This is a genomic window from Halomonas sp. 1513 (assembly GCA_001971685.1).
Classification (GTDB): domain Bacteria; phylum Pseudomonadota; class Gammaproteobacteria; order Pseudomonadales; family Halomonadaceae; genus Franzmannia.
The window spans coordinates 2,919,654-2,931,248 of sequence record CP019326.1; the positions used below are offsets into that span (position 1 = coordinate 2,919,654).

10 protein-coding genes are annotated in these 11,595 nt (G+C 66.7%); 4 read left to right on the forward strand and 6 right to left on the reverse strand.

Annotated elements, in window-relative coordinates; all coding sequences use genetic code 11:
- Positions 1-536 precede the first annotated feature (536 nt).
- On the reverse strand, positions 537-2,342 hold the full coding sequence (locus BWR19_13315; protein ID APX93836.1) for an acyl-CoA dehydrogenase: 1,806 nt from the start codon (positions 2,340-2,342) through the stop codon (positions 537-539).
- Positions 2,343-2,490: 148 nt separating this feature from the next.
- Positions 2,491-3,069, reverse strand: a complete 579-nt coding sequence (locus BWR19_13320) for a TetR family transcriptional regulator (GenBank protein APX93837.1) — start codon at positions 3,067-3,069, stop codon at positions 2,491-2,493.
- A gap of 90 nt (positions 3,070-3,159) precedes the next feature.
- Between BWR19_13320 and BWR19_13325 the strand changes: the two genes are divergently transcribed.
- From BWR19_13325 to BWR19_13340, 4 genes are all read left to right on the forward strand, one after another.
- Positions 3,160-4,347, forward strand: coding sequence for an acetyl-CoA acetyltransferase (locus tag BWR19_13325; protein ID APX93838.1), 1,188 nt, complete (start codon positions 3,160-3,162; stop codon positions 4,345-4,347).
- A 156-nt stretch (positions 4,348-4,503) separates the two neighbouring features.
- Positions 4,504-5,595, forward strand: coding sequence for an arsenical-resistance protein (locus tag BWR19_13330; protein APX93839.1), 1,092 nt, complete (start codon positions 4,504-4,506; stop codon positions 5,593-5,595).
- A gap of 95 nt (positions 5,596-5,690) precedes the next feature.
- Positions 5,691-6,923, forward strand: a complete 1,233-nt coding sequence (locus BWR19_13335) for a hypothetical protein (GenBank protein APX93840.1) — start codon at positions 5,691-5,693, stop codon at positions 6,921-6,923.
- Positions 6,924-6,941: 18 nt separating this feature from the next.
- On the forward strand, positions 6,942-7,907 hold the full coding sequence (locus tag BWR19_13340; GenBank protein APX93841.1) for a bile acid:sodium symporter: 966 nt from the start codon (positions 6,942-6,944) through the stop codon (positions 7,905-7,907).
- A gap of 2 nt (positions 7,908-7,909) precedes the next feature.
- Here the strand turns inward: BWR19_13340 and BWR19_13345 are convergent, their stop codons facing one another.
- The 4 genes from BWR19_13345 to BWR19_13360 form a co-directional block, all read right to left on the reverse strand.
- Positions 7,910-8,254: a transcriptional regulator gene (locus tag BWR19_13345; protein APX93842.1), complete on the reverse strand. Its 345-nt coding sequence runs from the start codon at positions 8,252-8,254 to the stop codon at positions 7,910-7,912.
- A gap of 52 nt (positions 8,255-8,306) precedes the next feature.
- On the reverse strand, positions 8,307-9,539 hold the full coding sequence (locus BWR19_13350) for an MFS transporter (GenBank protein ID APX93843.1): 1,233 nt from the start codon (positions 9,537-9,539) through the stop codon (positions 8,307-8,309).
- A 4-nt stretch (positions 9,540-9,543) separates the two neighbouring features.
- Complete coding sequence (locus BWR19_13355) at positions 9,544-10,587, reverse strand: type I glyceraldehyde-3-phosphate dehydrogenase (GenBank protein APX93844.1); 1,044 nt, start codon at positions 10,585-10,587, stop codon at positions 9,544-9,546.
- Between the two features lie 140 nt (positions 10,588-10,727).
- The gene (locus BWR19_13360) at positions 10,728-11,534 is read right to left on the reverse strand and encodes a phosphate ABC transporter ATP-binding protein (protein APX95027.1); all 807 of its coding nucleotides are present in this window, start codon (positions 11,532-11,534) and stop codon (positions 10,728-10,730) included.
- Between the last annotated feature and the right edge of the window lie 61 nt (positions 11,535-11,595).

Here is an 11,595-nt window from a genome sequence, read left to right on the forward strand (position 1 = left end):
CGAGACGTCATCGCCTACTCGCGGTTCTTCATGTTCGGCCCTTGGTGCCGGGGTGAATCGGCACTTACTATGACCTCTGCTGACGTCTGGTGACCCATCCCGCCGCCTCTCGACGCCGGTAGCACCGTGGCAGACCACCAGACCTCCCAGGGTAAGACGCGCGACCTTCCTCCCACCTACCCGCCGCATTTACTACCGCACCTTCTGGATAGCTATCGGGTTTCGAGGATCTTAGCCCTCTCGCCCAGATGCGGGAGCCTCATATACGGTTCCTGTTCGTCGGGCCAGGAGTTTGCCTTCAGCTTCCTTCAGATTCCGCCTCGCGACGGACACCCTTGCTGTTCAGCTAACGGTTCCCGCTATCAGGGTCCGTAGGGGACTCTCACCCCCGAGTCATCCCGAGGCACCACCCTCGGAAACAGCGCCCGTCAGGCGCTGCGCGCCATGCCTGGCGCACGAAAAAAAGGCGGCCCAAGCGGGCCGCCTCAAGCGGTTCAGTCAGAGCGCCTGACCGAGAGAGACAATCGCGTAGCCGGTTAGATCTCGAAGCCCAGGCCGAAGTCGTAGGCGGAGATCGCCATCAGCGAGCCGCCGCCGGCCTGCACCATGGCGGCATGGGCGCGGGTGCGCGGCAGCAACCGCTGGTAGTAGAAACGTGCGGTATCGAGCTTGGCCTGGTAGAAAGCATGCTCGTCACCCTCCAGCGCGGCGCTGGCCTGCTTGGCGGCGCGGGCGAACAGGTAGGCGAGGGTCACGTAGCCCGAGTACATCAGGTAGTCGACGCTGGCGGCACCGACTTCCTCGCGGTCCTGCATCGCCTTCATGCCCACGCCCATGGTCAGCTCGCCCCATTCGGCGTTGAGCTTGGCCAGCGGCTTGATGAATTCGGCCAGCGCCGGGTTATCGGCTTCGGCCTGGCAGAACTTGTGAATCTCCTTGGTGAAGGCCTTGAGCGTCTCGCCCTGGCTCATCAGCACCTTGCGGCCCAGCAGGTCGAGGGCCTGGATACCGGTAGTACCCTCGTAGAGGCGGGTGATACGCGCATCGCGCACCAGCTGCTCCATGCCCCACTCCTGGATGAAGCCGTGGCCGCCGAACACCTGCACGCCCTCGTTGGTGGCTTCGAAGCCGACCTCGGTGAGGAACGCCTTGACGATCGGCGTCAGCAGGCCCAGCAGGGTCTCGGCGCGCTCGCGTTCGGCGGCGTCCTGGCCGTGCTCGACCACGTCGACCATCTGCGCGGTGTACAGCACCAGCATCCGGCCGCCTTCGGCGAAGGCCTTCTGGGTCAGCAGCATGCGCCGCACGTCGGGGTGGACGATGATCGGGTCGGCGGCCTTCTCCGGCGCCTTGGCGCCGGACAGCGCGCGCATCTGCAGGCGATCGCGGGCATAGGCGAGCGAGTTCTGGAAGCTCGCCTCGGTAAGGCCCAGCCCTTGGATGCCGACCCCGATACGCGCCACGTTCATCATCGTGAACATGCAGGCCAGGCCCTTGTTGGGCGCGCCGACCAGATAACCCTTGGCGGCGTCGAAGTTCATCACGCAGGTGGCGTTGCCGTGGATGCCCATCTTGTGCTCCAGCGAGCCGCACACCACGCCGTTACGCTCACCGGGTTCACCCGCCTGGTTGGGTAGATACTTCGGTACCACGAACAGCGAGATGCCCTTGGAGCCCTCCGGCGCATCAGGCAGCTTGGCCAGCACAAGGTGAACGATGTTCTCGGCCAGGTCGTGCTCGCCGGCGGAGATGAAGATCTTGGTGCCGGTGATCTCATAGCCGCCGTCATCGGTGGGCACCGCGCGGGTCTTGATCAGCCCCAGGTCGGTGCCGCAGTGCGGCTCGGTGAGGCACATGGTGCCGGTCCACACGCCCTCGACCAGCTTGGTCAGGTAGGTGGCCTTCTGCGCATCGCTGCCGTGGTGGCGCAGCGCATCGGCGGCGCCGTGGGAGAGCCCCGGGTACATGCCCCAGGCCAGGTTGGTGGCGCAGATCATCTCCGACAGCACCATGCCCAGCGAATGCGGCAGGCCCTGGCCGCCGAACTCGGGCTCGGCGGAGAGGCTCGGCCAACCGCCTTCAACGTACTGCTGGTAGGCCTGCTTGAAGCCCTTGGGCGCCTTGACGTCGCCGCCCTCCAGCAGGCAGCCCTCGCGGTCGCCGCTCTGGTTGAGCGGCAGCAGCACCTCGCGGGAGAAGCGCGCGCCCTCCTCGAGGATTGCCGCGACCACGTCCGGCGAGGCGTCGTCGCCTCCCGGCAGCGCAGCGTAGTGGCTGGGGAAGTCGAACATCTCGTCCATCACGAAGCGCAGGTCGCGCAGCGGGGCCTGATAGTCGGGCATCTTGCAATCTCCTCACGTCGGGCGCAGAAAGCACCGGCGGCGCTTTCAAACATGTGTTTGAAATTAGCGCCCGAGGCAGCCGGAGTCAAGCGTTCGTTTGATGATTGACCTACCACCTTGGTGGTAGCCGGGACTCGCCCTGGCGGGGTCAGGAGGCGGGGCTCAGCACCATGTTGGCCAGCTCATCCGCCAGCTGGGCAGTGTTCATCGGCCCCTCGGGGTCGTACCAGCGCGCCGTCCAGTTGAGCGCGCCCAGGGCGAAGCGGGTGACGGTCGCCGGGTCGCCGTGTACCAGCCCCACCTCGCGGGCGTCGACGATGACCTGATGCCATAGCGCCTCGTAGGCGTCACGCAGGTGGGTGAGGTGCTCGCGGTCCTCATCGTTGAGGCGCCGCCACTCATAGAGCGCCACGCCGTGGGCATGGCGATCGTCGTGCAGGGTCTCGAGGTGTACCCGGGCCAGCGCCACCAGCCGTGCGCGGGGCGTCGGCGCAGCCTCGGCCAGGGCCCGGCGGGCGCTGACCAGGGCGTTGCGGGTACTCTCCTCGATCACCGCACAGAGAATCTCCTGCTTGTCGGCGAAGTGGTGGAACAGGCTGCCCGACTTGATGCCCATCTCCTCGGCCAGCATGCGCACCGTGGTGCGATCGAAGCCTTGCTGCATGAACAGCCGCGCGGCGATTTGGGTCAGCTGCTGGCGGCGGGGCGAGTCGGTCGCTACATTCATCGCATTTACACTAGCGCTTGCTTGGTTATGCTGGAGCAAAGCATAGCCCCGCACGACGGGTCAATTGTCACCGCCTTCGAGGAGACCTCCATGGCAGCATCCAACGATATCGTGATTCTTTCCGCCGCCCGCACCCCGATGGGCGGCATGCTGGGCAGCCTGTCGAGCCTCACCGCTCCCGAACTCGCCGCGGTGGCGATCCGTGCCGCGATCGAGCGTGCCGGCATCGAACCCGACGAGATCGACGAGGGCTTTCTCGGCTGCGTGCTGCCCGGCGGGGTCAAGCAGGGCCCGGCGCGCCAGGCGATGCGCCAGGCCGGGATTCCCGACCAGATCGGCGCCACCACTATCAACAAGCTGTGTGGCTCGGGCATGAAGGCCGTGATGCTGGCCCACGACCTGATCCGCGCCGGCAGCGGCGAGCTGATCCTGGCCGGCGGCATGGAGTCGATGTCCAACGCCCCGCATCTGCTGACCAAGGCACGCAGCGGCTATCGCCTCGGCCACGGCGAGCTCAAGGACCATATGTTCCACGACGGCCTCGAGGACGCCGAGACCGGCCAGCTGATGGGCACCTTCGCCCAGCAGGTCGCAGACCAGCGCGGCTACGGCCGCGAGCGCATGGACGACTTCGCCATCGCCTCGCTGGAGCGCGCCATGGCCGCCCATGAGGCCGGCCACCTGGCTGCCGAAATGGCCCCGGTGACGGTCACCTCGCGCAGCGGCGAGACGCTGGTGGCGCACGACGAGCAGCCGTTCCAGGCCAAGCTCGACAAGATCCGCAGCATGCGCCCGGCGTTTGCCAAGGACGGCACCATCACCGCCGCCAACGCCAGCTCGATCTCCGACGGCGCCTCGGCGGTGATCGTCGCCAGCCGCGCCGCGGCCCAGGCCCACGGCCTGACGCCGATTGCCCGGGTGCTCGGCCACAGCACCTTCTCGCGCCACCCCAGCGAGTTCACCATCGCCCCGGTGGGCGCCATCGCCGCGCTGCTCGAGCGCCTCGACTGGACGGTGGAGGACGTCGACCTGTTCGAGGTCAACGAGGCCTTCGCCGTGGTCACTCTGATGGCCATGGACGACCTCGAGATCCCCCACGCCAAGGTCAACATCTTCGGCGGCGCCTGCGCCCAGGGCCACCCGGTGGGCTCTACCGGCTCGCGGATCATCGCCACCCTGATCAACGCCCTGCGCGTCACCGGCGGCAAGCGCGGCGTTGCCAGCCTGTGCATCGGCGGCGGCGAGGCTACCGCCATCGCCGTGGAGCTGGCCGACTAACACCTTCCTGACAACCCGCGGCGCCCTCCTCCGAGGGCGCCCGCTCCGCCCCCCCGCCTTGCCCCTCGCCCATGCGATGGACGCCTTATATACGCTTGAGCATATATGGTATTGCGCATATCATGGCGGCATCGTTTCTCCGCCAGGAGCCAGGCCATGAGCGCACACCAGGACACCCAAGCACCCAGCGTCGCCGAAGGCATGGGCCTGTTTGAGCGCTTCCTGTCGCTGTGGGTGGCGCTTGCCATCGTCGCCGGCATCCTGCTCGGCCAGTTCGCCCCCGCCATTCCCGAGGCGCTGTCGCGCTTCGAGGTTGCCCAGGTCTCAATCCCGGTGGCGATCCTGATCTGGGCGATGATCTTTCCCATGATGCTGCAGATCGACTTTACCTCGGTCCTCGGCGTGCGCCGCCAACCCAAGGGACTGTTGATCACCACCTCGGTGAACTGGCTGATCAAGCCGTTCAGCATGTTCGCCATCGCCTGGTTCTTCCTGATGGTGGTGTTCGCCCCGCTGATCCCCGCGGAGCGCGCCAGTGAGTACCTGGCCGGCGCTATCCTGCTGGGCGCTGCGCCCTGTACCGCCATGGTCTTCGTCTGGAGCTACCTGACCCGAGGCGACGCCGCCTATACCCTGGTGCAGGTGGCGGTCAACGACCTGATCATGCTGTTCGCCTTCGCCCCCATCGTGGTCTTCCTGCTCGGCATATCGAATATTCAGGTGCCCTGGGACACGGTCATTCTGTCGGTGGTGCTGTATATCGTCATCCCGCTGACGGCCGGCTATCTGACCCGCCAGGCGCTGATCAAGCGGCGTGGCAGCGAGTGGTTCGACAGCGTCTTTATGAAACGTATTGGCCCAGTGACGCCGGTGGGATTAATTATCACCCTGGTGCTGCTGTTCGCCTTCCAGGGCGACGTGATCATCGCCAACCCGCTGCATATCGTGCTCATCGCCATCCCGCTGATCATCCAGACCGTGCTGATCTTCTTCATTGCCTACGGCTGGGCCAAGGCGTGGAAGGTGCCCCACAACGTGGCCGCCCCCGGGGCGATGATCGGCGCCAGCAACTTCTTCGAGCTTGCCGTGGCGGCGGCCATCGCGCTGTTCGGGCTGCAGTCGGGGGCGGCGCTGGCCACGGTGGTAGGCGTGCTGGTGGAGGTGCCGCTGATGCTGGCCCTGGTGCGCATCGCCAACAAGACCCGACACCACTTCCCGACGGCCGACACCCGCGCCGCGCAGGCCTGAAGCCTGGCCCTCCGTTCGACACGTTGAACCGCCGCACTTGGCCCGGGCGACAACAGCTTCTAGTCTCGGTAGACGTTCCCTTGCCTGGCCCCGACATGCACCCGCAACGCGCCCGACTGCACAATGAGCTCCACGCCCGGCCCTCGATCTACTTCGAGGATCCGGCGCATCTCCACCACTACGCCTTCCTCGACGAGGACGGCATCGCCGCGGACATTCTCGAGCGGATCGCCGAGGTGGCAGGCAAGACCCCCGACATCGAGGCCGCCCAGGAGATTCTCGATCTCGGCGACCAGACCCTGAAATGGGAGCGCCATACCGAGTTTTTCACCCTCACGCTGCTGGTCCCGCGCCCCGAGCGCGGCGAGCAATGGCCATCGCCCCCGCCGCTGCTCGCCGACATCGTCGCCAAGCACAGCCGGGCGCTGATCAATGCCAGCCTGATCCTGGTCGAGGCCGAAGCCACCTGGGGCGGCGACGCCGAGGCCTACGGCTTCCGCGACCCCGCCGGCTCGAGCCTGGGCGATGGCGGGGCCACCGTGTGGAGCGATTTCCGACTCACCGCGGCGGGCGTGAACCGGCTACTGCTGATCAACCGCGGCCTGAATGCCTTTCGCCTGGGGCGCATGACCCGCCGGCTGCTGGAGATCGAGACCTACCGCATGATGGCGTCGCTGGCCCTGCCGGTAGCCAAGCAGATGAGCCTCGAGCTGCACGATTACGAGCTCGAGCTGGGCGAACTGTCGCAGCGTAATACCGAGGACAAGCAGACCAGCTACCGGCCACTGCTGGCGGCGATCTCCGCGCTCTCGGCACGCCTCGAGCATAGCGGCGCCCGCTCGCGGCAGCGCTTCAGCGCCACCGAGGCCTATGCGCGGATCGTGCTCACGCGCATCGAGGAGCTGCGCGAGGAGCGCTTGGGCGACCGACCACGCCTGGGGACCTTCGTGCTGAGGCGCTTCCGGCCGACGGTGCACTACTGCGCCGCGATCAACCAGCGCCAGCAAGATCTGGCCCAGAGCGTGGCGCGGCTCAACGATCTGCTGCGGACCCGCGCGCAGGTCGAGATCGAGGAGCAGAACTCCGCGATCCTGCACAGCCTCAACGAGCGCACCAGCAGCCAGTTGAAGATCCAGAAGGCGGTCGAAGGGCTGTCGATCATCGTCATCAGCTACTACCTCTTCAGCCTGTTCAAGCTGGGGCTGCAAAGCCTCGATGCCCTGGGGATGGTCATCGAGCCGATCGTCGCCGCTGCGGTGCTGGCCCCGTTGGGGGTGGGGATCATCGGCCTGCTGGCCTGGCGCATACAGCGCGTCAAGAATCACTGACCGCTAAGGCGAGTGTTGATGCGCGAGCGCATGGAGCGCCACCAGGCCTGGATCTACCTTGCCTTCATCCTGGCCGGGCTGGCACTGGGGCTGTGGCAGCCGTCGCTGGCGGCGATGCTCGAGCCACTGCTGTGGCCGCTGCTCGGTACGCTGCTGTATGCCACCTTTACCCAGATTCCGCTGACCCACATACGCCGCGGCGTTAGCGACTGGCGCTTCATGGCCGCGCTGCTGCTGGGTAACTTCGTGGTGATTCCGCTGCTGGTGGGGGCCGGCATGGCGCTGCTGCCGCTGTCGCCGGCGGTGCAGGCGGGCGTCCTGCTGGTACTGCTGGTGCCCTGTACCGACTGGTTCATCAGCTTTACCCACCTCGGCAAGGGCGAGGTGGGTCGCGCCATTGCCGCGGCGCCGTTGCTCTTGCTGGTGCAGATCGTCGCGCTGCCCGCTTATTTATGGCTGTTTCTCGGCCCGGGCTGGTTCCAGCTCGCGCTCAGCACTCAGCTACTCGGCGCCTTCACCGGGCTGATCCTCACGCCGCTGGTACTGGCCTGGCTGACCGAGCGCCTCGCCGAGCGCCAGCCGGTGGCCAGGCGTGCGGTAGATAGGCTCGGCCTGCTGCCGGTGCCGCTACTGGCGCTGGTGGTGCTGGTGATCGCCGCCTCCCAGGTCAACAGCGTGGTCGGTCTCGGCGGGGTGCTGCTGCAGGTGCTGGCGATCTTCATCGCCTACCTGCTGTTCGCCGCCCTGCTCGGCAAGCTGCTCGGCCGCGGGTTCGGCCTGGCCCCGGGGCCGGCACGCACCCTGACCTTCAGCTTCGGCACCCGCAACTCCTTCGTGGTGCTGCCGATTGCCCTGGCCCTGCCCGAGGCGTGGCAGGCCGCCGTGGTGGTGATCGTCTTCCAGTCGCTGGTCGAGCTGTTCGGCATGGTCGCCTATCTGCGCTGGGTGCCGGGGCGGCTGATTCCTTCACCGACCGAAGCGTAGCCTCAGCACAGTGCCGCGCGGCGCTCCGGGCGATTGCCCATCGCCGCCAGCCGCGACAATCCGGCCTGAATACGCTGGCGGTCGCCTTCGGCGGCGGCGGCCAGGGTAGTCAGCGCCCACTCGGGCAAACTGGGCGCCAGCCGGTAGTAGACCCACTGGCCGTCTCGCTGGTCGACCACCAGGCCGCAGCCGCGCAGCTGGGCCAGGTGTCGCGAGACCTTGGGCTGCGACTCCTTGAGCACGTGGGTCATCTCACACACGCACAGCTCGCCCTCCTGCTGGATCAGCAGTATCAGCATCAGGCGAGTGTCGTCGGCCAGGCATTTGAACAGGCGTAGCGGTTGCATGGTGACCTCACTTCATCATCTCGGTTATATCGTCGTAGTCTACCCGAGCGCCCTAATTGACGGCGGCGGTATCGGCCTGGCGCGGCAGCGCCAGGGCCATCAAGGCGCTGGCGGCGACCAGCCCCGCCGCCACCCACAGGCAGGCGCTGAGGCCGTGGGTCATGTACAGCCAGCCGGAGAGCAGCGTGCCGATCAGCCGGCCCATGGCGTTGGCCATGTAGTAGAAGCCGACGTCCATCGACACGCCGTCGGCGCGGGCGTAGTGCACGATCAGATAGCTGTGCCAGCTGGAATTGATCGCAAACAGCACCCCAAAGGCCAGCAGCCCCGCCACCAGCCAGCCCACCGCGGTCAGCGGCAGCAGCGCCAGGGCCACGCCAAGCAGCGCCAGGGCCGCGGCCCAGCCGGCGGTGATCACCCGCGCCTCGCCGCTCATCAGCCGGGTCAGCCTGGGCGCCTGGGTCTGCACCCCGCCGTAGCCGATCACCCACAGCGCCAGCAGCCCGCCCACCGTCCACTGGCTCCAGCCGTGCTGCTCGTAGAGAAACACCGGCAGCGCCACCACGAACCACACGTCTCGGGAGGCGAACAAACACAGCCTTGCCGCAGACAGCACGTTGACCGCCCGCGACTTGGAGAACACCTCGGAGAACTTGGGTTTGACCTTCTGGCGGCCCAGGTCGGCGCGCAGCCGCCACAGCGACAGTCCCAGCACGCCGCTGAGCATCACCGCCATGGCCAGTACCGCACCCTGGAAGCCGATCAGCGTCAGCAACAGCCCGCCGAGAAAGAACCCCAGCCCCTTGAGGGCATTCTTGGAGCCGGTCAGCATCGCCACCCAGCGGTAGAGCGCGCTGCCGGCGCTGGCGCTCTCCTTGGGCACCAACACCTTGACCGCGCTCTTGGCGCTCATCTTGTTGAGGTCCTTGGCGATCCCCGACAGCGCCTGGGCGGTCATCACCCATACCACCGTCAGCATGCCGGCCGGCACCAGCAGCATCGCCAGGGCGACGATCTGCAGGCCGAGGCCGACGTTCATGGTGCGATTGAGCCCCAGCCGCGCGCCTAGCCAGCCGCCCACCAGGTTGGTGACCACGCCGAACGCCTCGTAGAACAGGAACAGCATGGCCACTTCCAGCGGCGAGTAGCCCAGCTGGCTGAAATAGAGCACCACCAGCATGCGCAGCGCACCGTCGGTGAGGGTGAAGGCCCAGTAGTTGCCGGTGATCAGCAGGTACTGGCGCACCTCGAAGGGCAGCTGCCTGACCCGCTCTAGCAGCGACATCGCCTCAGCCACGGGCCACCTGCGCGCCGCCGACCTTCAAGGCCAGCTCGGCGGTGCGGTTGGCATAGCCCCACTCGTTGTCGTACCAGGCGTAGAGCTTGAGCTGGGTGCCGTTGACGACCATGGTCGAGAGCGCGTCGATGATCGCGCTGCGCGGGTCGGTGCGGTAGTCGATGGAGACCAGCGGCCGCTCCTCATAGCCGAGAATGCCGGCCAGCGGGCCGTCGGCGGCGGCCTTCAGGGCGGCATTGACCTCCTCCACCGTGACCTCGCGCTCGAGCTCGAAGACCATATCGGTGAGCGAGGCGTTGGCCAGCGGCACGCGTATCGCGTGGCCGTTGAGCTTGCCCTCGAGTTCGGGGAAGATCGCGGTGATCGCCTTGGCCGAGCCGGTGGTGGTGGGAATCAGGCTCATGCCGCAGGCCCGCGAGCGGCGTAGATCCGGCTTTTGTGGAGAGCTCGGGGCATCGAGAATGGTCTGGGTGTTGGTGATGTCGTGCACCGTGGTCATCGAGCCGTGGCGAATGCCGTAGGTCTCGTGGATCACCTTGACCACCGGCGCCAGGCAGTTGGTGGTGCAGCTGGCCGCGGTGACGATGCGATGTGTCGCCGGGTCGTAGAGGTCGTCGTTGACGCCGACCACCAGGTTGAGCACCCCCTGCTCCTTGACCGGGGCGCTGACCACCACGCGCTCGACGCCCTGCTCGAGGTAGGCGTTGAGCTTGTCCTGCGTCTTCATCTTGCCGGAGCACTCGATGGCCACCCGGCAGCCGGACCAGTCGCTGTCGCCGAGCTCGCGGTTGGCGCTGAAGGCGATGCGCCGGCCGTCGATGACGATGGCATCCTGCTGCGCCACGATGCCCTGCCCCGGCGACCAGTGGCCGTGTACCGAGTCGAATTCGAGCAGATGGGCGAAGGTCGCGGCGTCGCCGCCCGGGTCGTTGATGCGCGCGATCTCCACCGCGCCGGCCTCGACGCTGGCCCACAGGCTGCGCAGGGCCAGGCGACCGATACGCCCGAAGCCGTTGATGCCAATGGTTACGCTCATGCTTTTCTCCCACCAATCGTTACAATATCGCTACTGACATATATGCAAAATACCATATATGTAGCGACCGAGAAAAAGCCGCACTCGGCGGCCTGCCTGCGGGGCTGAACTTGCAGAACAGCCCCGCCTGGCGTTCAGGCTTAGCCGTAGCGGCCCGTAATGTAATCCTCGGTCTGCTTCTTCTCGGGCTCGGTGAAGATGGTGTTGGTCTCACCGAACTCGACCAGGTCGCCGAGGTACATGAAGGCGGTGTAGTCCGAAACCCGCGCCGCCTGCTGCATGTTGTGGGTGACGATGAGGATGGTGTACTGCTCCTTGAGCTCGTGGATCAGCTCCTCGATCTTCAGCGTCGAGATCGGGTCCAGCGCCGAGGCCGGTTCGTCGAGCAGGATCACCTCCGGCTCGATGGCGATGGCCCGGGCGATCACCAGGCGCTGCTGCTGGCCGCCGGAGAGGCCGAAAGCGTTGTCGCCGAGCCGGTCCTTGACCTCGTCCCACAGCGCCGCACCGCGCAGCGAGCGCTCCACCACCTCGTCGAGCACCGACTTGTTGTTGACGCCCTGCAGGCGCAGGCCGTAGGCGACGTTCTCGTAGATCGACTTGGGAAAGGGGTTGGGCTTCTGGAACACCATGCCCACCTTGCGGCGCAGCTCGGCGACATCCACGCCGCGGGCGTAGATGTCCTCGCCGTCGAGCAGGATCTCGCCCTCGACGCGGCAAATATCGACCAGGTCGTTCATGCGATTGAAGCAGCGCAGCAGGGTCGACTTGCCGCAGCCCGAGGGGCCGATAAAGGCGGTCACCTTGTTGGCCGGGATATCCAGGTCGATGCCCTTGAGCGCCTGGTCCTTGCCGTAGAACAGGTTGAGGTCGCGCACCTTGAAAGTGGTCTTGCCCATGCCGCGCATGGCGTCACGATGGCTGGCGGTGGTCATGGCTGACGTCATGGTAGTCATCTCTCGCCTCTTGAGTATCGTGGCGACGGCCCAGGCCGCCGCCATGCAGTCG

Bases quoted from the DNA above. Each gene is read 5' to 3' on its own strand.
- BWR19_13315 (APX93836.1), bottom strand. From the start codon at position 2,342: ATGCCCGACTATCAGGCCCCGCTGCGCGACCTGCGCTTCGTGATGGAC.
- BWR19_13320 (APX93837.1), bottom strand. From the start codon at position 3,069: ATGAATGTAGCGACCGACTCGCCCCGCCGCCAGCAGCTGACCCAAATC.
- BWR19_13325 (APX93838.1), top strand. From the start codon at position 3,160: ATGGCAGCATCCAACGATATCGTGATTCTTTCCGCCGCCCGCACCCCG.
- BWR19_13330 (APX93839.1), top strand. From the start codon at position 4,504: ATGAGCGCACACCAGGACACCCAAGCACCCAGCGTCGCCGAAGGCATG.
- BWR19_13335 (APX93840.1), top strand. From the start codon at position 5,691: ATGCACCCGCAACGCGCCCGACTGCACAATGAGCTCCACGCCCGGCCC.
- BWR19_13340 (APX93841.1), top strand. From the start codon at position 6,942: ATGCGCGAGCGCATGGAGCGCCACCAGGCCTGGATCTACCTTGCCTTC.
- BWR19_13345 (APX93842.1), bottom strand. From the start codon at position 8,254: ATGCAACCGCTACGCCTGTTCAAATGCCTGGCCGACGACACTCGCCTG.
- BWR19_13350 (APX93843.1), bottom strand. From the start codon at position 9,539: ATGTCGCTGCTAGAGCGGGTCAGGCAGCTGCCCTTCGAGGTGCGCCAG.
- BWR19_13355 (APX93844.1), bottom strand. From the start codon at position 10,587: ATGAGCGTAACCATTGGCATCAACGGCTTCGGGCGTATCGGTCGCCTG.
- BWR19_13360 (APX95027.1), bottom strand. From the start codon at position 11,534: ATGACGTCAGCCATGACCACCGCCAGCCATCGTGACGCCATGCGCGGC.